This is a genomic window from Kushneria phyllosphaerae, from assembly GCF_900312995.1.
GTDB lineage: Bacteria > Pseudomonadota > Gammaproteobacteria > Pseudomonadales > Halomonadaceae > Kushneria > Kushneria phyllosphaerae.
The window spans coordinates 932,703-958,202 of sequence record NZ_ONZI01000001.1 but is presented as its reverse complement, the minus strand read 5'-3'; the positions used below and the strand labels follow the sequence as shown (position 1 = coordinate 958,202).

The 25,500-nt window shown below is 59.6% G+C and carries 29 protein-coding genes and 1 tRNA gene; 18 read left to right on the top strand and 12 right to left on the bottom strand.

Features of this window, described 5'->3' with window-relative positions; all coding sequences use genetic code 11:
- Positions 1-227: 227 nt before the first annotated feature.
- The gene (locus KSP9073_RS04235) at positions 228-1,130 is read left to right on the top strand and encodes an arginase family protein (protein ID WP_108842039.1); all 903 of its coding nucleotides are present in this window, start codon (positions 228-230) and stop codon (positions 1,128-1,130) included.
- Between the two features lie 72 nt (positions 1,131-1,202).
- Here KSP9073_RS04235 and KSP9073_RS04230 read toward each other — a convergent pair whose 3' ends face one another.
- Positions 1,203-1,745, bottom strand: coding sequence for a P-loop NTPase family protein (locus KSP9073_RS04230; protein ID WP_108841659.1), 543 nt, complete (start codon positions 1,743-1,745; stop codon positions 1,203-1,205).
- 184 nt (positions 1,746-1,929) lie between these two features.
- Here KSP9073_RS04230 and KSP9073_RS04225 point away from each other — a divergent pair, with 184 nt between their 5' ends.
- Positions 1,930-3,528: a PQQ-dependent sugar dehydrogenase gene (locus KSP9073_RS04225; protein WP_108841658.1), complete on the top strand. Its 1,599-nt coding sequence runs from the start codon at positions 1,930-1,932 to the stop codon at positions 3,526-3,528.
- Between the two features lie 79 nt (positions 3,529-3,607).
- Here KSP9073_RS04225 and KSP9073_RS04220 read toward each other — a convergent pair whose 3' ends face one another.
- Positions 3,608-3,988, bottom strand: coding sequence for a LexA family protein (locus KSP9073_RS04220; protein WP_108841657.1), 381 nt, complete (start codon positions 3,986-3,988; stop codon positions 3,608-3,610).
- Between the two features lie 246 nt (positions 3,989-4,234).
- Between KSP9073_RS04220 and KSP9073_RS04215 the strand changes: the two genes are divergently transcribed.
- Genes KSP9073_RS04215 through KSP9073_RS04205 form a run of 3 tightly spaced genes read left to right on the top strand, consistent with a single transcriptional unit; the run spans position 4,235 to position 6,233 of the window.
- Positions 4,235-4,687, top strand: coding sequence for a LexA family protein (locus KSP9073_RS04215; RefSeq protein WP_108842038.1), 453 nt, complete (start codon positions 4,235-4,237; stop codon positions 4,685-4,687).
- Positions 4,684-5,979 carry a Y-family DNA polymerase gene (locus KSP9073_RS04210; RefSeq protein WP_341476543.1) on the top strand — a complete coding sequence of 432 codons (1,296 nt, stop codon included), beginning with the start codon at positions 4,684-4,686 and terminating at the stop codon, positions 5,977-5,979. Before KSP9073_RS04215 ends, KSP9073_RS04210 begins: the two co-directional genes overlap by 4 nt.
- Complete coding sequence (locus KSP9073_RS04205) at positions 5,976-6,233, top strand: hypothetical protein (RefSeq protein WP_108841656.1); 258 nt, start codon at positions 5,976-5,978, stop codon at positions 6,231-6,233. The genes KSP9073_RS04210 and KSP9073_RS04205 overlap by 4 nt, the downstream gene beginning before the upstream one ends.
- On the opposite strand, the gene KSP9073_RS04200 is transcribed toward KSP9073_RS04205, so the two are convergent.
- Entirely contained in the window at positions 6,220-6,561 is a 342-nt protein-coding gene (locus KSP9073_RS04200) for an SOS response-associated peptidase family protein (RefSeq protein WP_108841655.1), read from the bottom strand. The two genes, KSP9073_RS04205 and KSP9073_RS04200, sit on opposite strands and share 14 nt — an antisense overlap.
- Before the next feature lie 245 nt (positions 6,562-6,806).
- Between KSP9073_RS04200 and KSP9073_RS04195 the strand changes: the two genes are divergently transcribed.
- A complete protein-coding gene (locus KSP9073_RS04195; protein WP_108841654.1) occupies positions 6,807-7,559 on the top strand; it encodes a phospholipase D-like domain-containing protein in 753 nt (250 codons plus the stop codon).
- Positions 7,560-7,893: 334 nt separating this feature from the next.
- Here KSP9073_RS04195 and KSP9073_RS17480 read toward each other — a convergent pair whose 3' ends face one another.
- From KSP9073_RS17480 to KSP9073_RS04180, 4 genes are all read right to left on the bottom strand, one after another.
- Positions 7,894-8,394 carry a hypothetical protein gene (locus KSP9073_RS17480; RefSeq protein WP_133240984.1) on the bottom strand — a complete coding sequence of 167 codons (501 nt, stop codon included), beginning with the start codon at positions 8,392-8,394 and terminating at the stop codon, positions 7,894-7,896.
- 175 nt (positions 8,395-8,569) lie between these two features.
- Positions 8,570-9,211: a YEATS-associated helix-containing protein gene (locus KSP9073_RS04190; RefSeq protein ID WP_133240983.1), complete on the bottom strand. Its 642-nt coding sequence runs from the start codon at positions 9,209-9,211 to the stop codon at positions 8,570-8,572.
- Positions 9,212-9,269: 58 nt separating this feature from the next.
- Positions 9,270-9,737 (bottom strand): BRCT domain-containing protein, encoded by a 468-nt coding sequence (locus KSP9073_RS04185; protein ID WP_165814147.1) that lies wholly within the window; start codon positions 9,735-9,737, stop codon positions 9,270-9,272.
- A gap of 181 nt (positions 9,738-9,918) precedes the next feature.
- Positions 9,919-9,991, bottom strand: a tRNA-Thr gene (locus KSP9073_RS04180).
- Between the two features lie 86 nt (positions 9,992-10,077).
- Here KSP9073_RS04180 and KSP9073_RS04175 point away from each other — a divergent pair.
- The gene (locus KSP9073_RS04175; RefSeq protein ID WP_108841651.1) at positions 10,078-10,413 is read left to right on the top strand and encodes a YnfA family protein; all 336 of its coding nucleotides are present in this window, start codon (positions 10,078-10,080) and stop codon (positions 10,411-10,413) included.
- Here KSP9073_RS04175 and KSP9073_RS04170 read toward each other — a convergent pair.
- Entirely contained in the window at positions 10,404-10,598 is a 195-nt protein-coding gene (locus KSP9073_RS04170) for a hypothetical protein (RefSeq protein ID WP_108841650.1), read from the bottom strand. The genes KSP9073_RS04175 and KSP9073_RS04170 overlap by 10 nt on opposite strands.
- A gap of 72 nt (positions 10,599-10,670) precedes the next feature.
- On the opposite strand from KSP9073_RS04170, the gene KSP9073_RS04165 reads away from it, so the two are divergent.
- From KSP9073_RS04165 to hglS, 3 genes are all read left to right on the top strand, one after another.
- Positions 10,671-11,099: a YidH family protein gene (locus tag KSP9073_RS04165; protein WP_369333029.1), complete on the top strand. Its 429-nt coding sequence runs from the start codon at positions 10,671-10,673 to the stop codon at positions 11,097-11,099.
- A 3-nt stretch (positions 11,100-11,102) separates the two neighbouring features.
- Positions 11,103-11,483, top strand: coding sequence for a DUF202 domain-containing protein (locus KSP9073_RS04160; protein ID WP_108841649.1), 381 nt, complete (start codon positions 11,103-11,105; stop codon positions 11,481-11,483).
- 115 nt (positions 11,484-11,598) lie between these two features.
- On the top strand, positions 11,599-13,008 hold the full coding sequence (hglS, locus tag KSP9073_RS04155; RefSeq protein ID WP_108841648.1) for a 2-oxoadipate dioxygenase/decarboxylase HglS: 1,410 nt from the start codon (positions 11,599-11,601) through the stop codon (positions 13,006-13,008).
- A gap of 74 nt (positions 13,009-13,082) precedes the next feature.
- On the opposite strand, the gene KSP9073_RS04150 is transcribed toward hglS, so the two are convergent.
- Complete coding sequence (locus tag KSP9073_RS04150; RefSeq protein ID WP_108841647.1) at positions 13,083-13,577, bottom strand: universal stress protein; 495 nt, start codon at positions 13,575-13,577, stop codon at positions 13,083-13,085.
- A gap of 180 nt (positions 13,578-13,757) precedes the next feature.
- Positions 13,758-14,948: a CynX/NimT family MFS transporter gene (locus KSP9073_RS04145; protein WP_108841646.1), complete on the bottom strand. Its 1,191-nt coding sequence runs from the start codon at positions 14,946-14,948 to the stop codon at positions 13,758-13,760.
- 257 nt (positions 14,949-15,205) lie between these two features.
- Between KSP9073_RS04145 and egtB the strand changes: the two genes are divergently transcribed.
- The 3 genes from egtB (at position 15,206) to bglX (ending at position 19,894) form a co-directional block, all read left to right on the top strand.
- The gene (gene egtB / locus KSP9073_RS04140) at positions 15,206-16,564 is read left to right on the top strand and encodes an ergothioneine biosynthesis protein EgtB (RefSeq protein ID WP_108841645.1); all 1,359 of its coding nucleotides are present in this window, start codon (positions 15,206-15,208) and stop codon (positions 16,562-16,564) included.
- Positions 16,565-16,645: 81 nt separating this feature from the next.
- Positions 16,646-17,653 (top strand): L-histidine N(alpha)-methyltransferase, encoded by a 1,008-nt coding sequence (gene egtD / locus KSP9073_RS04135; protein ID WP_108841644.1) that lies wholly within the window; start codon positions 16,646-16,648, stop codon positions 17,651-17,653.
- 12 nt (positions 17,654-17,665) lie between these two features.
- Positions 17,666-19,894 (top strand): beta-glucosidase BglX, encoded by a 2,229-nt coding sequence (bglX, locus tag KSP9073_RS04130; protein ID WP_108841643.1) that lies wholly within the window; start codon positions 17,666-17,668, stop codon positions 19,892-19,894.
- A gap of 62 nt (positions 19,895-19,956) precedes the next feature.
- On the opposite strand, the gene KSP9073_RS17590 is transcribed toward bglX, so the two are convergent.
- Complete coding sequence (locus KSP9073_RS17590; RefSeq protein ID WP_165814146.1) at positions 19,957-20,118, bottom strand: hypothetical protein; 162 nt, start codon at positions 20,116-20,118, stop codon at positions 19,957-19,959.
- A gap of 208 nt (positions 20,119-20,326) precedes the next feature.
- Here KSP9073_RS17590 and KSP9073_RS04125 point away from each other — a divergent pair, with 208 nt between their 5' ends.
- Positions 20,327-21,190, top strand: coding sequence for a transporter substrate-binding domain-containing protein (locus KSP9073_RS04125; protein ID WP_108842035.1), 864 nt, complete (start codon positions 20,327-20,329; stop codon positions 21,188-21,190).
- A 56-nt stretch (positions 21,191-21,246) separates the two neighbouring features.
- On the opposite strand, the gene KSP9073_RS04120 is transcribed toward KSP9073_RS04125, so the two are convergent.
- Positions 21,247-22,089 carry a fumarylacetoacetate hydrolase family protein gene (locus KSP9073_RS04120; RefSeq protein ID WP_108841642.1) on the bottom strand — a complete coding sequence of 281 codons (843 nt, stop codon included), beginning with the start codon at positions 22,087-22,089 and terminating at the stop codon, positions 21,247-21,249.
- Positions 22,090-22,416: 327 nt separating this feature from the next.
- Between KSP9073_RS04120 and KSP9073_RS04115 the strand changes: the two genes are divergently transcribed.
- From KSP9073_RS04115 to KSP9073_RS04100, 4 genes are all read left to right on the top strand, one after another.
- Positions 22,417-22,944 carry a hypothetical protein gene (locus KSP9073_RS04115; RefSeq protein WP_108841641.1) on the top strand — a complete coding sequence of 176 codons (528 nt, stop codon included), beginning with the start codon at positions 22,417-22,419 and terminating at the stop codon, positions 22,942-22,944.
- Between the two features lie 186 nt (positions 22,945-23,130).
- Complete coding sequence (locus tag KSP9073_RS04110; RefSeq protein WP_108841640.1) at positions 23,131-23,943, top strand: amino acid ABC transporter substrate-binding protein; 813 nt, start codon at positions 23,131-23,133, stop codon at positions 23,941-23,943.
- Positions 23,944-24,054: 111 nt separating this feature from the next.
- Positions 24,055-24,729, top strand: coding sequence for an amino acid ABC transporter permease (locus KSP9073_RS04105; protein ID WP_108841639.1), 675 nt, complete (start codon positions 24,055-24,057; stop codon positions 24,727-24,729).
- On the top strand, positions 24,726-25,481 hold the full coding sequence (locus KSP9073_RS04100; RefSeq protein ID WP_108841638.1) for an amino acid ABC transporter ATP-binding protein: 756 nt from the start codon (positions 24,726-24,728) through the stop codon (positions 25,479-25,481). The genes KSP9073_RS04105 and KSP9073_RS04100 overlap by 4 nt, the downstream gene beginning before the upstream one ends.
- The last annotated feature ends 19 nt before the right edge of the window (positions 25,482-25,500 follow it).

Genomic DNA, 25,500 nt, shown 5'->3' with positions numbered 1-25,500 from the left:
AAATGTCGCAACCCGATGTCCGTATGACGCACAAACACCAGACGCGACACGGGGTTACAGACAAGGGGTGATTTCTGACAAATATCGTAGGGAAAGTGGGCAACGCTTTATCTTTTAGAGTGGGCCTATATTTTGTATAGATCAGGGCATGCATCATCAGGATGCAGGGAAGGTGCCAAAGTCGTCATGATGTCGATACAGTGTTCAACAAGGATAAAAATCACTCCATGAAAGTCATTCTAGCCCCCTCCAATCTTGGCCTGAGCCCGCTGCGCTCTGAGCATGAACCCGGGACATGGCGTGCTCCATCAGCGCTTATGAAAGCAGGCCTGCTCGAAGCGCTCGGCTCACCCAATGTCATTGAACTTCTCCGACCTGAATATTCTGCAGTGCCCCAGCCAGGCACCCGATTGCTGAATGGTCACGCAATGCGGAACTTCAATATTGCGCTGGCCGATCTGGTTTATCAGTGCCGTCAGCATGGCGAGTTTGCTCTGGTGATAGGCGGAGACTGCTCTGTTCTACTCGGCGCACTTGCAGGTGTTCGTCGCATGGGTCGACTGTCATTGCTACATATTGATGGGCATAGCGATTTTCGACACCCCGGCAACTACGATTCCGAACAGACTCTCGGCGCAACGGCAGGCATGGATCTTGCTCTGGCAACGGGTCGTGGGGAGCCTCTGGGCACTGAATGGCCTGACGTTTCCGGCCCTCTGATCGAAGACCGCAACGTTATCCAGCTTGGTGAGCGTGAAAACCGCGATATCGACTTTGCCTGGCCCGATGTCAACGACACTGATATCACACGAATCGATGTGTTTGAGGCCAATCGACTGGGCGCTGCGGGTGTTATTGACCGCATTAATCAGACGCTCATACAGCTACCTGATAAAGGCTTCTGGATACACCTTGATGTAGATGTTCTTGATCAGACCGTTATGCCTGCCGTGGATTCTCCAGGCTCACCGGGCATCCCCTCGGAAGCGCTCACCTGTATCCTGAACCAGTTCGCTCCTGATCCACGCTGTTTCGGAATGACAGTGACCGTATTCGATCCTGACCTTGATCCCGAAGGGCGTTACGCCTTAAAGATCGTCGATATACTGTCTCAAGTGTCTTTTAGGTAGGCACCGTCGTTTTCAGGCATCTCGAAAAGCGTCCAATATCGCCGCACCTGCGCCTGCGGCACGTCAACTTTATTATTCGATCCAGCGATTTATTGCCTGAACAAAGCTTTCGATTTCACCGGGATTGCACAGACGCACAAATCGAATGTGCTGGTACTGCGGATCGGTCATGGCCGCCACATAGCGCCTGCGATTGCGCGGCCAGGCCTTTAGTGTCCAGAGCAGAATGGAGTCACGGCTGAAAAAGGTTTTTTTGAAGCTCTCCCGGTTACCTGTCCCGGGCCAGAGCTCCTGCTGCGTCCAGGCGCGACGGACAGCGCGAGCGACAGCCTGACAAATGGTGCGCCAGAACCCCATATCGACCCAGACCACCATTTCTACATCACGCCACTTAACGCCGCGCGTGCGATCAAAGTTGCCATCCAGAACCCAGCCGGGTGAGGCAGTCAGTGCGTTTTCAAGCTCGGCCAGAAACTGCGCATCGGATTTCTCCTGCCAGTCCGGCAACCAGAGAAGCGCATCCATCTCGATATGAGGCAGCGACAGTACTTTACTCAGCTTTCGCGCCAGCGTGCTTTTGCCAGCACCGCTGGTGCCGACCACATTGATGTTCATTGCGCCTGCCCGCCGTTGTTTAGCACACCCTTCATGAGGGGCAAAAAATATCAGATCGCGACCGGGTCAGCCCTTTGACTTCATCCACGGCCTTAAACCCGAGCCGAGGAACGCAGAGTACGCTTGGAGCCATCAAGGGCAGTGCGCTTGCTTCTGTCACCACTCTCGGCTCAAGGGGCATACCATGCGAAAGCGGCCTGTCTGGTTCACCACCGTGGTTCACTTCGCCATTGCCGTGCTTGTCGGCACGTTGCTGGGCAGTATTGTCCAGACTCAGTTGAATCTGGCCGCGCTGCAGCAAATGGGTGTGGATATCTCGATGGGCCAACGCCTTGCGACCACGCTGGGTGATCTGGCTACCTTCTCGCCCGTCTATGCCGCCCTGTTCTCGGTCGGCTTCGTGGCGTCACAGATCATCGCGCTGTGGATCTCGCGACGCTATTGTGACGGCCGGCACCGTCTTGCCCTCTGCACGCTTTCGGCCATGGCAGCCCTGTGGATGAGCTTTCATCTGGTCGATTATTTTGCCCCCATGCCGACCCTGATTGCAGCCACACGCAGCGCCGCCGGCATGGCCGCGATGGTTCTGACGGCCGGGGTCGCCGGTGCGGTGCTGGCATGGCTGAACCGCACCGGCCGTCATTCGGCCCGGACAGCCTCGAGCGCCACAATGGCCCTTTTCATGATTGGCGCCGCCGGCATAACGTCTGCCCCGGACGCGCTGGCGCAGCAGGAAGTCGCCCGTGAATATCAAATCGAGACCGTCGCCGAAGGGCTGGAACATCCCTGGTCGCTGGCCTTTCTACCTGACGGACGCATGCTGGTCACTGAGCGTCCCGGTCGGCTGCGGCTGTTGAGCGCCGAGGGCGAGACGCTGACCGCCTCGCTTGCGGGCGTGCCGGCGGTGTTTGCCTCCGGTCAGTCAGGGCTTTTTGACGTGCTGCTGTCACCGGATTTTGAGCAGGACCGCACGCTGTTTCTCGCCTATGCCTGCGGCACGCAGGCTGCCAATCACGCCTGCCTGTCCAGAGCACGCATTGGTGAGACAGGGCTTGAGCAGGTCGAGGAGATTTTTCGGGCACAGCCGGCCAAGCAGGGCAACGCCCACTTTGGCGGGCGCCTGGCGTGGCTGGCAGATGGCACGCTGATTCTCACGCTGGGCGATGGTTTTGATTACCGCGAACAGGCCCAGAATACCGCCAGCCATATCGGCTCGATCGTGCGCCTGAACCCGGATGGCAGCGCCCCGGCGGATAACCCCCTTGTGGATAATGACAACGCCCGGCCCGAAATTCTGAGCTACGGCCACCGCAACGTGCAGGGGCTGGTGGTGGATGGTGAGGGCCGCATCATCACCCACGAACACGGTCCGAAGGGCGGCGACGAGATCAACCTCATTGTCCAGGGCGGCAACTATGGCTGGCCGATCGCCACCGCCGGGCTGGATTACACCGGCGCCCGCGTCACGCCTTTTGAAGAATACCCCGGTACGCAGCCGCCGCTGCTGGAATGGACGCCTTCCATCGCCCCTTCCGGCATGACCCGCTATGACGGCACGCTGTTTCCGCAGTGGCAGGGCGATCTGCTGATCGGATCACTGGTGGATCACGAAGTGCGCCGCGTCACCCTCTCGGAAGACACGACTCAGGCCGAAGACGTGGAAGGACTCTTCGCCGAACTCGACGAGCGCATTCGGGATGTACGCACCGGCCCGGAAGGCGCCATTTATCTGCTCACCGATAACCCCGAAGGGCGGGTGCTGCGGGTGATGCCTGCGCAGTAATCAGCGTTTTGGCGCTGTTATCAGACTGGCCGCGAGCGCAAGTGAGCGGCCATGAGTGCTGGACCAATGCCTCCAGCGCTCAAACCATGGACCGCACCTGATGCGACACCACCCCTACCATCTCCACGTTGGTCAGATCCCCCGTCCACAGCTGCCCATTAAGGCCTTCCAGCACGGGCACATTGATAAGATGGGCATAGCGATAGACGTACAGTGCCTCATCGACATTCACCACCACCAGCACGCCGTCACGCAGCGACAGCGACTGATCGACGACCAACCAGTCCCCCTCCCGCCATGGATCAATCGCGTCATCATCCTGAACGACCTCTGCCAGAAAGGTCGTGTGCGAATGCGGGGCAAAAAACTGCTGCCAGCGCTCAGCCCCCGGGTTATACGCCAGGTCCTGCTCACCTCTGGGCAGCATGGTGGGCATGGGGATTCGATACGCCACGCGCATGATGGCTCCTCACTGACATGGAAAGGAAAGTATGGCGGGAGGTGGCATTCATCAGGCCGCCTCGCAGGACGTATCCGCCCATACATGCAGTGTAGCCGTGACGGGCATCCATACGTTGCCGCCTGCCAGCGGGACTACTCCGACTCATCGTTTGGTCGAATAACGCCACTTTCGCGATAGAACCGCCCGCTCGTTATGCTGTATACATATACAGCACTTCAACTTTCACCAATGCAGGCAACCGGCATGCTTCATGTCACCCGTATACAGCCGCTGGCGATCGACCCGCCGCGGCGCAGCATCCCCTGGGCCCTCTACCACGCTCGCGGTGGGATCACCGGTTTTCCCTCTCCGGCGCAGGATTATGACGGCCGGCGTATCGATCTCAACGAACAGCTGATCCCGCGGCCGACCTCGACGTTCATGTTCACGGCCGATGGCGATTCGATGCAGTGCCCGGATGGCTCGGGGATTTATGCCGGTGACCGGCTGCTGGTGGACCGCTCGATCGATGCCGACCACGGCGATATCGTCATCGCGCTGGTGGATGGCGAGATGATCATCAAGGAGCTGCGCTGCCGGGGCTGCCCGCCGGCGCTGCACTCCGCCAACCCGCACTACACGCCCATTCCCCTCCGCGACGCGCAGTATCAGATCTGGGGTGTGGTCACCGATATTCTGCGGCGGATGCGGCGATGAAAGGCCTGATCGCGCTGGTCGATTGCAACAACTTCTATGCCAGCTGTGAGCGGGTGTTTCGGCCCTGGCTGCACGGCCTGCCTCTGGCGGTACTGTCCAACAATGATGGCTGCGTGATCGCCCGCTCCCAGGAAGTGAAGGATCTCGGCATTGCCATGGGTACGCCGATGCATCACCTTCCGCGCGAAGCGTTTGAACGCGGGCTGGTACTCTGCTCCAGCAACTATGAGCTGTATGGCGACATGAGCGCGCGGGTAATGGCCACTCTGCGCGAGTTCACGCCCCACCTTGAACCCTACTCGATCGACGAGAGCTGGCTAAGTTTTGAAGGCTTTGACCGCGCTGCCCTGCCCGACCACTGCCAGAAGCTGTGTGGGGTCGTCTACAAGTGGACTGGCATTCCGGTTTCGGTGGGCGCAGCACCTACCCGCACATTGGCCAAACTGGCCAATCGCCACGCTAAAAAACATACGGCCACACAGGGTGTGTTTGTTATCGAGTCAGCCAACAGCCCGGATACCCTCGCCCTGCTTGAGCGCACGCCGGTCAGCGAGGTCTGGGGGATTGGCGGGCGAGTCACCACCCGACTGTATGAGATGGGCATTCACACCGCGCTGGATCTCGCTCGTGCCAACCCAAAATGGATACGCCGGCGCTTTTCCGTGGTCGTCGAGCGCACCGCGCGGGAGCTGGCCGGCACCCGCTGCATCGACATGAACGACGCGCACGACAGCAAGCAGATGATCATGACCAGCCGCTCGTTCGGGCAGATGACCGCTGACCGCCATGAGGTCGCAGAAGCCGTACGCGCCCACGCCGCCCGCGGGGCCGAGAAGCTGCGACGTCAGCGCAGCCTGGCCTGCGCGCTGCGGGTCACGGTCAGGACCAACAGGCACATGCTGCATCTGCCGCAGGACCACGACAGCATCACGCTGGCGCTGCCGCGACCCACCGACAACACCTTCGAGATCGTGCGCGCCGCCCAGCGCGCCCTGCAGCGTCTCTGGAAGGACCGCGGCATTCGCTATCAAAAGTGCGGCGTTCAGCTGATGGATCTGATCGAAGCAACCGGTCAGCAGCTCGACGTGTTCCAGCCCCCACAGCCCACCGCTGACAGAGAGAAAAGCGAGCGTCTGATGTCGGCGCTGGATCAGCTCAACGGCCAGTACGGGCGGGGCACGGTCACCGTCGGCGTACAGCGCCAAAACGCCGCGTGGCAGCTTCGCAGCAACCACCGCTCGAAGCGCTGGTCGACCCGCTGGGACGAGCTGCCCACCGTGAGGCTGCAATGACCACCGCCTACCGCCCCTTCGAGACGCACAAGCAGGCACTGACCTATGGCGCCGCCACGGCTGCAATCCTACTGGTGCGCCGGCCGGACAACCGCGGCTGGCACGGCGCGATTGAATGGAACGATGAGCGTATCTGGATGGAGCCCATGCCGCAGAGTGACAGGACCGAGCGGGCATGGCTCGAGGTCGAAAGCTGGGCCATGCGCAACATTACGGTCATGGCGCAGCATCAGCCCGTGTTCAGGCAGGGTTGATCGGCTCGACCAGCTCGGCATGATCGTTACCGACCCGGTTGGCATCCTTCGACACCGCCCAATGCGTGATCATTCTGGCCGGCACCGGCTTGATCAGCTGGCGAATCGTCTCCCGCTCGGTCATGTGCGGGTCCAGCCAGTCTTCCAGCCAGTCCCCCTCCTGCCACGGATCAATCGCGTCATCATCCTGAACGACCTCTGCCAGAAAGGTGAGATGCGAATGCGGGGCAAAAAACTGCTGCCAGCACTCAGCGCCCGGATTATAGGCCAGATCCTGCTCGCCTCTGGGCACCATGGTGGGCATGGGCATTCGATACGCCACGCGCATGAGCGATCCTCGCAGACGTTGAAGGGAAGGATGGCTGGAAGCGGCCACAGGTCGGAGACAGGCCAAAGAGAGAAGCGTGGCGACCTTCCAGCGTCAGGTGAACAACACGCCTCGCTGCCACATGACAGGAGTGTAGCCATCACCTATCCGTAGCAAGGCCGAGGACGATGTCATGTGACATATCATCAGGCATGGCCCGCGCCAGCATTGATCGGTAAAATGCTGATTTTGCTGGGCATTATCCGATGACGTTTTTGCATTATCAGCTGGTGATTTTTGTCTCGGTGCTCTGCCTGACCCGAATCCATCGCAAGCTGGGGATTGTCGCCGCACTCGTCTGGACGCTGTGGTCTCTCGCAACACTCCAATGGCCCGGCTATATCGCCATACAAATCTTCACCGCCTGGGCGAGCTGGTATGGCACCTGGTGTTTTCTGAAGCAGAAAGGACATGCTGGCAACGCCTCTAAAACAGGCAAAGAGGCGCCCTACCGCACCAGAAGAACCACAACCAAAAACCACCTGGTACAGGAGCGTGATCATGACGCCGAGCGGACCCACGCGCTCAAGACTGCCAAAAAGGAGCTGATGATTGTCTCCGGCTGGCTGTCCGACAGGGTCATCAACGATCAGTTTTGTGGGCTGCTGGAGAGTGCGCTCGAGCGCGGCGTCAACGTTCATATTGCCTACGGCGCGAGTGACCGGGACGGGCAGCACCGGCTGTCGGATACGGCCATCAAGGCGCTGAAGCGTCTGAAGGAGACCGGGGATCACAGCCGCAAGGGCCGGCTGACCATTGTGCAGCGCCCCACGCATGAGAAGTGTCTGGTTGTGGATAATAGATATGCCATCGTCGGCAGCTTCAACTGGCTGGCCAACGCGCACTACCGGGACAGGGAAACCAGTCTCAAGGTGCATCAGAGGCGTGTGGTGGGGGAATTAATGGCGTCGTGTAAGGGTGGGTACACGAGAAGTATGGAGATGTATGGCAGGGGCTGAAGCAGAGCCTATTGTCGGAGTGGATTAGCGGCCTTTTGCCTGCATATGTTGCTTTTCGATTTACGATCGCGAGCACATGTGAGTCGATTACACGTTAAAGCGAGGCCGCTAAACGTCATCGCGTAGATCGCATGTGCGAAACTGCAGCTACATAGCAGCTGTCTGCATAGTAGCTGGGTGAAGAATACATATGGATGTAGGTTAATTAGGTGGCAACGCCATGCCTTTAATCATGCCCATCGAGCCAATATTGTTTGACATAGGTTCCTGCTTATCTCTCAGGCATCAGCATTCAACTGACAGAACTATTCAATCAATTACTATACTTTCGCGGTCAAGGTTTCACTCTAGAGCGGCGAGTACGCGATCGTGAAAGCCGTAAGTCGCGAGCCAGATCAGAGGAAATATTCGCGTTTTTTACTTCAGCGATTTTCGATGCGGGACTTTTAACAACTGAAGATTCTTTACTTAAAGATTGATAACCACAAAAAGCCACCATTACAGTAAAGAACGTAAAAAACAAAGAAAGTCCTAAATAAAAAATGAAAAACTTATTGGCAAAACCTTCGCTAGGAACGTCTACAGACTTTAAAACCATCAACGAGATAGCTATCCCATATGCTGGCCATAAAGCGCCTAACATGTAAAAATAACTATCCCATCTTTGCCTTCTTGAGAAACCGATAACAGCGCCAGTTAATAGCAGCAACCCATCAATCTCCATTTTTTGCACTGAAAGAACAAATTCAACTGGGTCTTGAGCTACAGCGAAAGCAAAAAACAAAACCAAAACATAAATAACCCACAGTCCCGGCTCTTTTATCAACCTCATCATAATTTTTTCACTTTTAATTTAAATTTTGTCAATACGCCATAGTTTAAAATAAACACAAATTTATTGACAGTTTCTTAACACTCCAAGTGAAGCTACGCTGTAACTGGCTCACATAGATATTTAACCCTATAACTCTTAAAAACATTCAATAGCGATTCAGAAAAATGTACCTGATTCACTCCTTATCATCTACTCTCTCACCCAAGACCTCATGAAACAACTTTTTAAACCTTTCTATTATTTTTTCGGAGAAAAAACCTGTTACTGACGATACTCCTGCAACCCCCCAGACATTAAAGGTATCTACTCGCGTTTGATTAATTATTCCAGCCCTCAACAAAAAGAATAAAACTATGGAAACAAAAAAAGCTATAAGCACAGAGCGTGCCACCTTCCACATGTCGGGGCCATCTTCATTAACGATAGATTCTTCTAGAAATGCTTTCATAAGACCACCTAACATACCTGCTGAACCCACTGTCATAAAAATATGCAAATTATTTAGCTTATCTTTGTTTTCTATCGGCAAGGCATCATAGAAAAACAGTGAAAAAACAATCAGCATCACTATCAATATTGCGAAACCAAAAAAAACACTTTTAACCCCTATCGAGCGTGTCTTATTGGGTGAAACGAGTATTGCGCACGTGATTAAAACAAATGGAATGACTGAAATTACAAGCAGTATAGAAACCGCCACTACTTCTTTTATAAAGTAATAACCGGCCAAACCAATTAAAAGCAAGAAAGCCGAAGCCATCAAACATATGCTTAAAAAAATCCTATATTCCTTATGCCCTTTCCATTCTTCATTCATAGCTTTATCCAATCGAAAATAATTACAAAACACCTATAATCAAAGAAGATCAAAATCTCTACTCAGAAATCTCTCCTGTTTCCAGCAATCTAACCAAATCAGCCTCATCCAGAACAGCTACTCCTTGTGCTTGCGCCGCACTCATCTTGGTGGGTCCGGCATTAGGCCCGGCACAGATAAAAGAGAGATTTTTAGAAACTGTTTTACGAAGCTTCATACCAGCTTTTGAGCATATTTCCTCAAGAGATGCACGCTGTGTTTTGGGAAACCCGGTAAACATGATTTCAAGGGCAAGCTCGGACTTAAGGGAGATACTGGAAATCTCTGGAAGTTTTGGAGGAATTGCAGTCTGCAGAAGCTCTGAGGTTTCAATCACTTCAAGAATTCGATCACGCCGGAAGGTTCTAAAACTGTTACTTGCAGAACAGATACCTTTCAAAAACCGCTGATCGTACTTGAAATCACTCACATGACGAGTAGATGTATTACCGCGAGCATCGCAGTAAAGAAAGGTTATTTTTTTCATGCCGTGCATCCGATCGCTTTCATTAGCAGATCATGATACCAGAAATTACAAAAAGTTACGACAACCTCAGGGTTGCTTCGCCAAACGTCGAATTAAATTGCTTTGGTACTTTTGAGGTGCTCATTTCTTACCCATAAAAAAAGCCCGGCGCATCTGCGCCGGGCCTTTGAAATTCTGCGGGTGCCGGTAAGTGGACTCGAACCACCGACCTACGCATTACGAATGCGTTGCTCTGCCAGCTGAGCTATACCGGCGAACCCGGGAATCATTCTAGCCAGCACTTTTTGCCTTGCCCAGTCCCTGTGGCAGAGTAGCGACTCCTTCACTGCTTGAGCGCCTCATGCCCCCTGTGATCGCCACTTTGCTCTTTGTCCTTACGGCGCTGGCCGAGATCGTCGGCTGCTATCTGGTCTATCGCTGGTGGGTGCTGGCGAAAAGCGTCTGGTGGCTGGTGCCGGCGGCGGCGTCACTGGCGCTGTTTGCCTGGCTTTTGACATTGCATCCGGCCGCCAGCGGGCGGATCTACGCGGCTTACGCCGGTGTGTATCTCATCACCGCGATGGGCTGGCTGCGCCTGGTGGATGGTCAGCCGCTGCAGATGAGCGACTATCTCGGTGGCGGGCTGGCGCTGGCAGGGGCACTGGTCATCATGGTGGGGTATTCCTCTCAATCCTGATCGCGCACGAACAGATGCACCAGCAGCCATACCGCGACGACGGCAAGTGCAAACACGATGACCGTCAGCCGTACCGGCAGCGGCCAGTGCATAAAGGCCCAGTCATGCTGCAGCAGGGCGCCGAAAAGATAGCCGCCCAGTAGCACCAGCGCGCCCAAGGCGCAGCTTCTTGTCAGTAGGGTCATGTCGGTCTCCTGCTACCATGAATCGTTATCGTGTGAGGCGCTCCGCGGCCCTGTCAGCATTCGGGACGCGTCATGCCCTTATTTTACGCCACCGATCACGCAGTCTCGACCATGACCACACCGCCTCCAGACCCTCGCCGCCCACGCGCCTTCCGACCACGCTGGCAGCGCCTCGGCCATCATCCGGACTATCGCTTCTCGCTGGCCAATGAACGTACCTTCCTGGCCTGGATTCGCACCGCACTGGCGTTCATGGCCGGTGCCGTGGGCATCTATCAGTTTGCGCCGGATGTCGCCACGCCCTGGGCGCGCGAAGCGGTGGCGGTCATGCTCTCACTGGGCGGCGCATTGCTCTCGTTGGCGGCCTATCGCCGCTGGGCCGGCAACGAGCGCGCCATGCGAAGCGATGCCGCCCTGCCCTATACGCGGCTTTTGTTGATTCTGGCGCTGTTTGTCACGGCGGTGGCCGTGGTACTGGGCCTGCTGCTGGTGTGGGGCTAGCACGTGAGCGAGCCTGACCCGGCCACACAGCGTGACCCCGGCCTGCAGCCCGAGCGCACGGCGCTGGCCTGGTCGCGCACCGCCTTTGTGGCGCTGCTTTTGTCAGCGGTGCTGCTGCGCGGCGGGATAGTCCATCACGAGCCGATGCTTGCCTGGGCCGGCGTTGTACTGTTGGCAACGACCGGCGCCCTGTATGCCTGGGCGGGGTGGCGCCTGCGCATGACGGTCACACGTGCCATGACCAGCGATACCCCGGTCACGCTGACGGCCACCTGGGCCATGCGGGCCACGGCGCTGATCATTGCGCTGGTGGGGCTCGGCCTGGCCGCCAGCGTGCTCCATCACGGCCAGCTGATCGCGCATCTTGGGTCGCTTGTGCACTGACGTTGGTGCCCGCGGTGCACCAAAGGATGGTCAACGCGCCATCACGACGCTTGAACCCCGGCCATCGACAGGCGTTAAATCAAGCACACGTTCATTGCCGTCACGGAGCACCCTCATGGCCCGGCACGTCAGTTTTGATGATATTCGCACCCGTTTTTCCAGCGCCATGTCCGACATGTACCGCACCGAGGTGCCTCAGTACGGCACGCTGTTGAAGCTGGTCGCCGACATCAACGCCCAGACGCTTTATCAGGACGCCCGCGGTGACGCGGCGCTGGCTGACCGGGGCGGCAGCGAAATGGCCCGCATCGAGATCGAGCGCCACGGTGCAATTCGCCTGGGCACGCCGGCAGAGCTTCACACCATGCGCCGGGTGTTTGCGGTGATGGGCATGTCGCCGGTGGGCTATTACGATCTGGCGCCGGCTGGCATGCCGGTGCACGCCACCGCCTTTCGCCCGGTGGATGACGAGGCGCTGGCCCGCAATCCGTTTCGGGTGTTTACCTCGCTGCTGCGTCTGGAACTGATCGAGGATGAGGCCCTGCGCGAGCGCGCCGCCAACATTCTCGAGCGTCGGCAGATCTTTACCGATCGCCTGATGACCCTGCTGGACCGGGTCGACAGTGAAGGCGGCCTGAACGATGAGGACGCCACGGCCTTTGTCATCGAGGCACTGGAGACCTTTCGCTGGCACAGCCATGCCACGGTCGATGCCGAGACCTACCACGCCTTTCATCAGGCCCACCGACTGATCGCCGATGTGGTGTGTTTTCGCGGCCCGCACATCAACCACCTCACCCCGCGCACGCTGGACATCGACGCCACCCAGCAGGCCATGCCCGACTGGGGCATCACGCCCAAGGCCACCATTGAAGGCCCGCCGCGTCGCCGTTGCCCGATCCTGCTGCGCCAGACCAGCTTCAAGGCACTGGAAGAGCCGATTCTGTTTCCCTCCGAGAATGGCGGCGAGCGTGGCGGAGAACGTGGCACCCACACGGCGCGCTTTGGTGAAATCGAACAGCGCGGCGCCGCGCTGACCCGGCGTGGGCGAAAGCGGTATGACGAGCTGCTGGCCGCTTCCCGCGAGGTGACCCACGGTCTGGAAGGAGAAGCTCAGCAGCGGGCGCTGCGTGAGGCCTTTCATGACTTTCCCGATGACGAGACGACGCTGCGCCGTGAAGGGCTGGCCTGGTTTGAGTATCAGGTCACGGACGGGGCAAGCGTGACCAACGCAGAAGCGCTGCCTCGCGAGCGTGACGCGCGGCTCGAGGCGCTGATCGAGCAGGGGGTAGTTCGGGCACGGCCCATCACCTATGAGGATTTTCTACCGGTCAGCGCCGCCGGCATCTTTCGCTCCAACCTGGGTGATAATGGTCCGCAGCACTACGCCGCCACTGACAGCCGCGCTGATTTTGAAGCCGCGCTTGGCGCCACCGTGGAAGACGAGTTCGCCCTGTATGAGCAGCGCAGCGAGCGGTCGCTGTCAGCCTGTCTGGCGCAGCTGGGGCTTGCGTCAGACGCCTGAACCCTGATCGTCTGCGCTTTGATCAGCCGCCTGAGACCTGACCAGCCATCCACGTTCTGATCAACCGTCTACGACTACAGCCCCTGATAGGGGTTGCTGTCGTCGGGTTCGGCGAGTGCGGGCGGGTCATCATGCACGCTGATGACCATACAGGTGGCGATATGGCTGACCTTGTGGGACACGCTGCCGGTGATCATGCCGCTCCAGTCGCTCAGCCCGCGGCTGCCGATGACAATCACCTCGACCTCGAGTGCCTCGGCCTCGTAGGCAATGACGCGCGCCGGGTCGCCGTGGCGCCCGTGGGTTTCGATGCGCCCGTCAAAGCGTTCGCGCAGATGGGCCTGCGCGCGCTCGAGGATCTCGCTGATCTCTGTCTCTGCGGTTTCCGGAGACGAGGCCTCAATGGCCTCCTGAAGGCTGAGCAGACTGCCGTAGTGCAGGTGCGGCAGCAGCTCACGCACATGTAAAAGATGCAGGGTGGCGTCCGGTGAGGCCAGCTGTGCTGCGATGCTCAGCGCCTTGAGGGCGTGAACCGAACCATCCACGGGTACGAGCAGTGAGGTAAACATGGCGCATCCTCCAGTGGCATTGACAGCGCCGGGAGGCACCATCGGAGACGACCAGCATGGATCAGCACCGACCGCCCTGCCTTGATCGTGATCAATTACTCGTGCGTTGGCGCCTGGTCTTTGGTCGCGCGTCCTCCCTGTGCCAGCACGACAGGCCGCCGCGTCTGCCTGTCGCCTGCGCTAGCTCCCCTCGCGCAGGGCTACCAGCCGGGGTCGGCCGACCATGAGGCCGGCCACGGTCTGAACGCCGAGCAGCACCAGCAACAATCCCATCGACACCTCCCATCCGCCGGTCGCGCCCTTGAGTGCCCCGAACAGGAGCGGCCCGCTGGCGGCAAGCAGATAGCCCACGCTCTGCGACATGCCGGAGAGCATCGCGGCGTGCTGCGCCTTGTGCGTGCGCAAAACGATCATCGTCAGCGCGAAGCTGAAACAGCCCCCCTGCCCGGCACCGAGCAATATGGCCCACAGCGCCGGGGAGAGCGTTGGCGCCAGTAAAATTCCCGAAAGCCCCGTGGCGATCAAAAGACACATGCCCAGCACCAGCAGGCTGTGGTGGTGCATGCGTGCGGCAATGCGGGCGATCACGTAGCTGGCCGGGATGCTCACCAGATTGAGCAGCGACACCATGTTGCCGGCCATCGTGCTGGAGACGCCGGCGCTGATGGCCACGGACGGCATCCAGGTTTGCAGGGTGTAAAAGCCAAGCGACTGCATGCCCATAAAAATGGTCAACATCCAGGCCACCGGACTTTTGAACAGCGCCGTCATGCGCACCGGCCCGCCCGCCTGCGGCGTCACTGGCCGTCGAAAGGCCAGCCAAAGCCAGCAAAGCGCCGCCACTATCGCAAACCCGGCCCACAGCCGAATCGGTGTCGACCAGTGGCCGCTGGCCTGTAACAGTGGTACCGCCGTGCCCGCCGCCAGCGTGGCGCCAATGCCCATCACCACCGTATAAAGCCCCATGGTCTGCCCCAGCCGGTCGGCGCGATCACGCTTGACCAGACTCGGCATGAAGACGTTGCCAAAGGCGATGCCAAGCCCGGCAATGAGGGTCCCGACCAGCATGACCGGGAAAAGCTCGACGCCGCGCAGCACGCTGCCCAGCGCGACCGCCACCAGCGCCACCGCAATGGCGCGATCAAGCCCCAGCCGGGCCGAAAGCCTGGGTGCAAACGGCGAGAGCAGCCCAAAGCAGAGGATCATGCCAGTGGTAAGCAGACTGGCCGCCCCGGCACCGATGTTCAAAGCGCCCATGATCGGCTCCAGCACCGGGCCGATGACCACGATCGGCGCACGCAGATTGAGGGCGGCCAGACCAAAGGCCAGCAGCCACACAAGGGAAACGGACAGACGTGGGGTGTAGGACATGAGCGCTCAAATACCGGCAGGACAGCGGGAGAAAGGCGCAGTCTAGCACCGCGAGACGCGCACCGGACGTCGCACCGCCTTACCCACCGTGACAAATTTTCCCTCAGGGAGTCGGGCACCCGGGGAAGGCATTGCTACGCTAAGAAGACGTGCGGCCAAGTACTCGATGTCAGTACCCGGCCGCCCCCTGTTCAAGGTTTGATGCGTCAATGCTTGATGCGTCAATGTTTGATGCGATCCCATCGTGAGGACACGTCATGACCCAGACGACCCGCGCGCCGCTTGAAAACGCCGACGGCGCTCACATCCGCGAATGGCTGCGCCGCTTCCAGCACGTGCGTCGTGCCAGTGAAAAGCTGTGCGCCCCGCTCGAAACCGAGGACTACATGGTCCAGAGCATGGCGGATGTCAGCCCGCCCAAATGGCATCTGGCCCATGTCAGCTGGTTCTTTGAAGCCTTTATCCTCGCGCCTTGGCTCAAGGACTATCAAACGCCGGACCCGGCGTATGACTTTCTGTTCAACTCCTATTACGAAACCCACGGCAAGCCGTTTCCGCGCCACCTGCGCGGCACCATTTCGCGACCGACGGTGGCTCAGGTCTATCAGTTTCGGGCCCATATCGACCGCGAGATGGAAAGGCTTCTGAGCGCGCCACCACCCGAGCATCTCGACGAGATCATCGACCGCCTCGAGATTGGCCTGCATCACGAGCAGCAGCATCAGGAGCTGCTGGTGATGGACATCAAGCACATCCTCTCCTGCAATCCGCTGCATCCGATTTATCGCAACGACATTCGACAGCAACTGCTGGCCCATGCCGACCAGGCCGCATTGCCCGATGCGCCGCGCTGGCACCGCTATGCGGCCGGGGTGCGCCAGATCGGGGTGGACTATCCCACCGAACCCGCCTTTGATCACGACGGCGAAGGCTTTGTCTTTGACAGCGAAACGCCGCGCCACCGTCAGTACGTGGCCGAGTTCGAACTGGCCGACCGTCCGGTCACCAATGCCGAGTTCCTCAAATTTATCGAGGATGGCGGCTATACGCGCACCGAGCTGTGGCTGTCGGATGGCTGGCACCTGATGCATCAGACCGGCTGGCAGGCCCCCGAATACTGGGAGAAGGTCGACGGGCGCTGGCACACCATGAGCCTGGGCGGGCTGGTGCCGGTCGATCTCAATGCACCGGTCTGTCATGTCAGCTTCTATGAGGCCGATGCCTATGCACGCTGGGCTGGCGCTCGCCTGCCCACCGAGGCCGAATGGGAAACCGCCGCGGTGGACCAGCCGCTGGCCGGTCACTTTGTCGAAGACGAACTGCTGCAGCCGCAGGCGCCCTCACGCCGGCAGGGCCAGGACAAAAACCAGGCCCCACAGCAGCTGTACGGCGATGTCTGGGAGTGGACCGGCAGCGCCTTTCTGCCCTACCCGGGCTTTACGCCGCTGGAAGGCAGCCTTGGCGAATACAACGGCAAGTTCATGTCCGGCCAGATGGTGCTGCGTGGCGGCTGTTGTGCCACGCCGGGAAACCATATTCGGGCCAGCTATCGCAACTTCTTCCCGCCTCAGGCGCGCTGGGCCTTTTCCGGCATCCGCCTGGCGCGCGATGTCTGACCCTGTACGGGCCGCCCCCCAGGGCGCGGCCCGATCCGGAACCCCTGAGCTCTGGCGCTTTTGAAAAAAGGAACGGCCGTCATGTCACAGGCACTCTCTTCTGCGTTTTCGTCTCCGAGTAACCGTCACCGGGTATGGTTTCACGATCAACTGGCAGAGCCCATGGAGGAGCAGAGCCTGCTGGAAGCGCTCACCCTCGGGCTGACCGATTCACCGCGCTGGATCTCGCCCAAGCATTTTTATGATCACCGTGGCTCCGAGCTGTTCGACCGGATCTGCCAGCAGCCGGAGTACTACCCGACCCGCACCGAAGAAGCCATTCTTGAGCGCTCGGTGGCGGCCATCGCAGACTGTGTCGGCCGGGACATTGACCTGATCGAGCTGGGCAGCGGCGCATCCCACAAGATCCGCCTGCTGCTGGATGCCCTGCGCCCGCACCACTATGTGGGTGTGGATATCTCACGTGATTTCCTGCTCGAAAGCACCCAGCGCCTGGCCAATGACTATCCGTGGCTGTCTGTTCATGCCCTGTGCGCCGATTTCACTGCGCCGTTCAGCCTGCCAACGCTTGAAGGCGATGCTCACCCGGTGGTGTTCTTTCCCGGCTCCTCGATCGGCAATTTCACGCCTCGGGAGGCCATGGAACTGCTGGTGCGGGTGCATGATCAGCTGCCGCCCGGCGGCGGGCTTTTGATCGGCGTGGACCGCATCAAGGATCGCGACCGGCTGGAAGCCGCCTATAACGACGCCGCGGGCGTGACGCGCGCGTTCAACCTCAACCTGATCCATCGCCTGCGCGATGAGCTGGGCGCCGAGGTATCGCCCGATGACTTCGAGCATCTGGCCTTTTACAACGAAGCCGCCTCGCGCATCGAGATGCACCTGGTCAGTCAGCGCGACCAGACCTTCAGCCTCGACGGTCAAACCATCGCCCTGACGGCAGGCGAGCACATTCACACCGAAAACTCCTGGAAATACAGTCGCGAAGGCTTTGAAAAACTCGCCGGCCACGCGGGCTTTCAGGCGCGCGCGCACTGGTGTGATGATGAAGGACTCTTTGACGTGCACTACTTCGAACGCCCGGTTTAAAAGGAGGGTAAAATGTCTTTGATGTTGTCAGACCAGAAAGCGCTGCTGCCCTTTGGCACCAGCCCGGCACGCTATCAGGCGCTGTGCCAGCAGGTGGAAGCGCTGTTGGAGCAGATGACGCTGGCAGAGAAGGTCGGCCAGATGAACCAGGTCGCCGGCAGTCGTGACACCACCGGCGCCCCGGCCAATACCGACATCGAGGAGGATGTGCGCACCGGGCGCGTCGGTTCGGTCTTCAACGCCTTCGGGGTCGAATTCACCCGCGAGCTGCAACGCCATGCTGTCGAGCACTCCCGGCTCGGCATCCCGCTGCTCTTTGGTTACGACATCATCCATGGCTTTCGCACCATCTTCCCGATTCCGCTGGGTCAGGCCGCCAGCTGGCACCTGGCCGGCATCGAGCAGGCCGCGCGCGTCATGGCGGTGGAAGGCGCCGCCTCCGGCGTACACTGGACGTTTGCACCGATGGTGGACATCGCCCGCGACCCGCGCTGGGGCCGGGTCATGGAGGGGGCCGGTGAGGACACGCATTTGACCTCGCTGATCGCGCGTGCCCAGGTGCGCGGCATTCAGGGTCGTGACCCGGGTGCCACGGATACGCTGGCCGCCTGCGTCAAGCACTATGCGGCCTACGGCGCGGTGGAAGCCGGGCGTGAGTACAACACCGTCGACATGTCCGAGTGGCGTCTGCGCTCGATCTATCTGCCGCCCTTTCAGGCCGCACTGGACGAGGGCTGCGCCAGCGTCATGACGGCGTTCAACACGCTCAACGCCATTCCGGCAACCTGCCATCCGCTGCTGCTCGATCAGATCCTGCGCCGTGAATGGCACTTCGAGGGCATGGTGGTCACCGACTACACCGCGATCATGGAGCTGGAACAGCACGGCGTGGCCGCCGATGCCAGCGAGGCGTCACGCAAGGCGGTCAACGCAGGCGTCGACATGGACATGCAGTCCAGCGACTTCATCAACACCCTGGAAGCGCTGGTCCACGACGGCCAGATCGAGGAAGCGCGCATTGATGAAGCGGTGCGGCGGATCCTGTGGCTCAAGGCCGCGCTGGGCCTGTTCGAGGACCCGTATCGCTACGCCGATGACGAGCGCGAGGCGCAGTGCCTGCTTACCGATGAACACCGCCGCGCCGCGCGGCAGCAGGCAAGCGAGTCGATGGTGCTGCTGAAAAACGAAGGGGGCGTGCTGCCGCTGAGTGACCGGCACCGCAAGGTGGCCATCGTCGGGCCGCTGGGCAATACCCCGCGCCTGCTCGGCTCCTGGCGCGGTAACGGCGATCACGATGACACCATCACGCTGCGGGAAGGCATTGCCCGCCGGCTGGGGGAAGAGGCCACCCTGCTCTACGCGCAGGGCGCCTCCAACCAGATCGGAGAAGACGACACTTCGGGCATTGAGGATGCGCTGGACCTGGTGCGTCAGGCCGACGCCGTGGTGCTGGCCCTGGGCGAGGACGAGGATTACGCCGACGAAGCCGCCAGCCGCGCCGACATCGGCCTGCCCGGTGCGCAGCTCGAACTGGCCCGCCGGGTACTGGAAACCGCCGGTGACACGCCTGTGGCCACGGTGCTGTTCAACGGCCGGCCGCTGGCGCTGACTGAACTCGATGACATGGCACCGGCCATTCTGGAGGCCTGGTGGCCGGGCACTGAAGCCGGCAATGCCGTGGCCGATGTGCTGTTTGGCGACGTGAATCCCGCCGGAAAACTGCCGATGAGCTTCCCGGCAAGCGTTGGCCAGATCCCGATCTACTACAACGCCTTCAACACCGGCCGCCCCAAGGGCGTCGACCCGAAATACGCCTCGCAGTATCTGGATATTCCCAACGCCCCGCTCTACCCCTTCGGCTTCGGGCTGTCCTACACCACGTTCGAATACGGTGCGCTCAAGACCTCGTGCTCGGAGATTGCGCTCGATGACACCCTCAAGGTGAGCCTCACGCTAACCAACACCGGCGGTGTTGAAGGCACCGAGGTCATTCAGCTCTATCTGCAGGACGTACACGCCAGCGTCGTGCGCCCGCTGCGTGAGCTCAAGGACTTCCAGCGCCTCCAGCTTTCTCCGGGCGAATGCCGGGAAGTGGTTTTCCACGTCACCCCCGAAATGCGCGGCTTTTTGAACGCCGAGTTGGAAGGCGTCCAGGAGCCCGGGCTTTTCCGGGTACAGATCGGCAGCTGCTCGGAAAACGGTGAAGAGGTCGAGTTCCGGGTGAGGCAAGAGCATCCCTGAATCGAAAAGGCCGCCCTGCAACAGCGAAGGGCGGCCTTTTCGTTTGAACGTCCCGGAAGGACTCAACGATTGAGATAGCGCATCAGGGCAGCCTCTTCATAGTCCTTCGGCAAACACTGTGAGATATCAAATTCCTGTATGGCGCCTCTCCTGTTGTAGATGGATGCCTGTGGATACACGGACAGGTCACCGACCGAGGAATCCGGGTAAAACCGTCGCGACATAACGCTCGCCCGCGCCCGTCACCGACCTTGAACACGGCAATACATCGCTTGAACACGGTAATCAGTGAGGCATTCGCCTTTGGCCCAGGCAGGGTCGCCATCAGGGCACAATCAGCGTACCCTCCCGCGGCGACATACGTTCTGGTGTCTCATAACACACTGCCTGTCCGGTATTTGTGGCCGGATATCCTCTGCAATGGAACATTTCATGGTTCGACTGCTGCGTACCCATGCCCGCACCCTGCCGGAGCGTCGTCTCTCTTCAGCGCTGGTGGCCACCATTTTATGGGTTGCGGCGCTGGCCCTGATGCTGGGTGTCTGCCTGGCCCCGCATGCCGAAGCCGCCAACGCGCCCGAGTCCTCCGCACTGGATCAGATCATCGAGCGCGGTACGCTCAAGGTCGGTACCACCGGCGACTACAAGCCCTTCAGCTATCGCACTGGTGACAACCGCTTTATCGGCCTTGATCCGGACCTGGCCGCCGACCTGGCCCGAGCGCTGGGTGTGAAGCTCGAGCTGGTACCGACCAGCTGGCCCACCCTGATGCAGGACTATCAAAACCATCGCTTTGACATCGCCATGAGCGGTATTTCGGTCAATCTTGATCGCCAAAAGACAGCCTGGTTCTCGGCGCCCTACCAGCGCGATGGCAAAACGCCCATTGCCCTGTGTGATCACCAAAACGACTATCAAACGCTTGAGCAGATCGACCAGCCCGGCGTGCGGGTCATCGTCAATCCTGGTGGCACCAACGAGCGGTTTGCGCGTGAGCACCTGAACAAGGCCACGATTGTCGACCATCCGGACAACGTCACCATCTTCGACCAGATTGTGCAGGGCAAAGCAGACCTGATGATGACCGATGCCATCGAGACGCGCCTGCAGGCCAATCTCCATCCCGAGCTGTGCGCCATTCACCCCGACCAGCCGTTCAATTTCTCCGAAAAGGCCGTTCTGCTGCCAAGGGACATGGATCTCAAGCTCTTTGTCGATCAATGGCTGCACCAGCTCAGGGAAAGCGGCGCATTTGATGAGCAGCTCAAGCACTGGCTTGAGTACGACTGGTCATAAGAACGCTCCTGTCAAAAGAGCGCTCTGTTCAGTCCAGTAACGTTCAACGCGTTTGATCAGGCCTGCACGGTGCGCTGAAACTGCTCGCCAAGCCCCTCGATGCCCAGGCGCATGGTCTGGCCGGGACGCAGATAGACCTTTGGGTTTTGTCCCATGCCCACTCCCGGCGGGGTGCCGGTCGAGATGACGTCACCGGCCTGCAGGCTCATGAAACGACTGAGATACGCCACCAGATGAGCGACGCCGAAGACCATGGTGCTGGTCGAGCCGTTCTGATAGCGGTGCCCATCCACTTCCAGCCACATGGCAAGATTGCCCGGGTCTTTAATCTCATCGGCCGTCACCAGCCAGGGGCCCAGCGGGCCGAAGGTATCGCAGCCCTTGCCCTTGTCCCACGTCCCGCTGCGCTCGAGCTGAAATTCACGCTCGGAGATGTCGTTGATGACGCAGTAGCCGGCCACGTGACTCATGGCATCGGCCTGATCAATGTAGCGCCCCGGTGTGCCAATCACGACGCCAAGCTCGACCTCCCAGTCGGTGCTGCGAGAATCACGGGGAATCTCGATGTCATCATTGGGCCCGCAGATCGCACTGGTCCACTTGTTGAACACTACAGGCTCCGCCGGCAGCTCGGACCCGGTTTCGGCGGCGTGATCGGCGTAGTTCAGGCCGATACAGATGAACTTGCCGACCCTGCCCACGCAGGGGCCAATGCGCGCGTTTGATGCCACGATCGGCAGGGCATCGACGTCCAGCCGTGAGAGGCTGGCGAGCTGGTCGGGCAAGAGTGCGTCACCGGCGATGTCGTCCACGTGACCGGACAGATCCCGCAGGCTACCATCCGCGGCGACCAGACCCGGTTTTTCGAGGCCCTTCGGCCCGAAGCGCAATAGTTTCATGCAGCTCTCCTTCATGAAGTGATATAGCAATGACCTGACATGCCGCCATGTTTCCGCCATCTCTCTGGTTCGCAACGCTTTATTGTTTTTAAAGACTGCACAGGTTGATAACCTGGGTTAAGGAACAGCAGGGATATTGAAGGTAGCCTCTCGTTTCAAAGCGTGATATCAATGCCTGAACGTCTCCTTGCGCCATGGCGCCCTACGCCATGAAAGGGGCTATCAGTACCCTTTCCATACGTCTTGACTCGTTTGACCCCGGCATCTCCCCTCACTTCCTGATCAGACATCCGAACCGCCTGCGCGGTGCACTGAAGGCAGAGGAACATGAAAGACCTGAACCGTGTATTCAAACACTATCAGCAGCAGGTCAGCAGCCAGAATTCCCTGCGTCCTCAATCCGTCCAGGAACAGGCCAATGATGCTGACCCTGAAGAGCCGGCAGGCTTTGACGAGATTGCCCAGAGCATTCTGATCCCTGCCATGGAGTGGGCGCGCGATATCGCTGCCGGCAATCACTACGCCAGCGAGATTCACGTGCACTGTGAGAACGAGTCGAACTTCCGCGAGATCGAGGCCGTCGAGTTTCATCTGCTGCCGGTGCAGCACGTCACGATGAAACGAGGCTTTACCAACTTCAATCATCTACGCATCAGCCATGACGCCGATCATGACGGCCTGCGCATTGACCGAAGTTTCATGCGACATCACCGCCATGAAGAGCAGGGCGAATCCTGGATTTCGTGTGGCGATCTCACTCAGGACAAGGTGCAGGACATCATCGCGGATTTCATCGAGATGGTGCTGGCCAACCAGCTCGACAACGAAGCCGACCCCAGCCTGGCCTCGTTTTAAGGCGCAAGCGTTCCTTTACCGCTACCGGCCCTGTCCGGACGCTGCCGCCCGAGCGCGGCAGACGCCTGCACCATAGTTAAAAACCCCTTCGCATATAAAAACTTTTTCTTATTCCTTTAAGGAAGGTTGCGGTACGCTACGCGTATTCGGCGCCCGAAGGCGCATTCGCTTTTAAAGGAGCATCACATGACAGCGTTTAAAACACTGGCCAGAACGCTTGCCATTACCTCACTGGGGCTGACGACCCTGCTGGGCGCCGCGACAGCTGCTCAGGCCGACACCCTGCGTGTGGGCATGTCCGGCGGCTACTATCCCTTTACCTTCGTGGATCATGACAAGCTTCAGGGCTTTGAAGTGGACGTGCTCAACGCCATCGGCCAGCAGACCGGTGATGACATCAAGTTCGTCACCGCCAGCTTCTCGGGCCTGGCCGGCATGCTGGACTCCGGCCGTATCGATACCATCGCCAATCAGATCACCATCACACCGGAGCGTCAGGCCAAATACGCCTTCTCCGAGCCCTACGTCTATGACGGTGCGCAGGTGGTGGTCAAAAAGGGCAATAACGACATTCACGGCGTCGAGGATCTCAAGGGCAAGACAGTGATCATGAACCTGGGCTCGAACTACGAGACCCTGCTCAAGGAGCTGCCCTACGCCGATGAGATCAACCTCAAGACCTATGAGTCCAACATCGAGCAGGACGTGGCGCTGGGCCGCGCCGATGCCTTCGTCATGGATCGCACCAGCGCCGCCCAGGTGATCAAGGACAAGCCGCTGCCCCTGCAGCTTGCCGGCCAGCCCTTCTCGAAGATTGAAAACGCCCTGCCGTTTCGCAACGATGACAAGGGCATTGCCCAGCGCGACCGCGTGAACAAGGCGCTCGAGACCCTGCGTGACAACGGCGAGCTCAAGGCAATTTCCGAGAAATGGTTCAACAGCGACATCACCGAAGCCCCGCAGACTGAAGGGTCGGAAAAGACCGGCAGCACCACCTGATCGGCGCTATGCTCAACCCAATGGCCCCGGCATGTCCGGGGCATTTTGTTTTTCACCCCAGGGTGGCGCGCACACTGTTGACGCGGGCCGCTCGTTTTAAAGCGCATCGCCATGCAAGCACTCAACCTTGATTACATGGTCGGGCTGGTGCCCGTCCTGCTGGGCTATCTTCCGCTGACGCTGGGCATGGCCGCCGCGGGCATGGTCTGTGCCCTGATACTGTCCTGTGGACTGGCCGTCATTCGCGTCTCGCGCCTGCCGGTGCTCAATCAGGCCGCACAGCTTTTTATCTCGTTTTTCCGCGGCACCCCGCTGCTGGTACAGCTCTTTTTGTTCTATTACGGGTTACCGCAGTTTCTCTCCTTCCTGGTCTCCATCAACGGCGTCACGGCGACCATCATGGGGCTGACACTGCATTTTTCGGCCTACATGGCCGAGTCAATTCGCGCCGCCATCACCGGCATTGATCGCAGCCAGACCGAGGCGGCCCAGTCGATCGGCATGACCAATGCCCAGACCATGCGCCGCATCATTCTGCCTCAGGCCACGCGCGTGGCCACACCCACGCTGATGAACTACTTCATCGACATGATCAAGTCGACGTCGCTGGCATTTACGCTGGGCGTGACCGAGCTGATGGGCGCCACGCAGAAGGAAGCCGCCAGCAGCTTTCTCTACTTCGAGGCCTTCCTGGTCGTGGCGTTGATCTACTGGATCATTGTCGAGGCGCTGTCCTGGTGTCAGAAGCGGCTGGAAAAACGTCTTAACCGGGCCTACCAGCGATGATTGCACTCAAGGGCATCACCAAACGCTTTGGCGAGCATACCGTGCTCGACGGGATCGACCTGTCGCTTGCGCGTGGCGAAATCATCGTGGTCATCGGCCCGTCCGGCACCGGCAAGTCGACCCTGCTGCGCTGCGTTAACTTCCTCGAGCGCCCCGATGCCGGGCAGCTGACCGTCGGCGATCTGAGCGTGGACGCCGCCCGCGCCACCAGCGACGACATCCTCGGTCTGCGCCGGCGCACGGCCTTCGTGTTTCAAAACTATGCGCTGTTTGCGCACAAGACGGCGCTGGAAAATATTGCCGAGCGCATGATCGTGGTCGAAGGGCTTTCAAAGCGTGAGGCGCATGCCCGCGCCCGCGAGATCCTCGAGCGCATTGGACTGGCCGACAAGGCCGACGCTTACCCGGCGGCGCTCTCCGGCGGACAGCAGCAGCGCATCGGCATCGGCCGCGCCATGGCGGCGAAGGCCGAGGTCATTTTATTTGACGAGCCGACCTCGGCGCTGGACCCGGAGTGGGTCGAGGAAGTACTGGCCCTGATGAAACAGCTCGCCGCCGAGCAGCAGACCATGATCGTGGTCACCCACGAAATGCAGTTTGCCCGTGAAGTGGCCGATCAGGTCGTGTTCATGGAGGGCGGTCGCATCGTCGAACAGGCGCCGCCGTCTGAGCTTTTCACCAACCCGCGTGATGAGCGCACCCGCAGTTTTCTGCGCAAGGTGCTGGCCGGCAACGCGCCGTCAGACGCCTGACGGCGCGCCGATGCCCTTG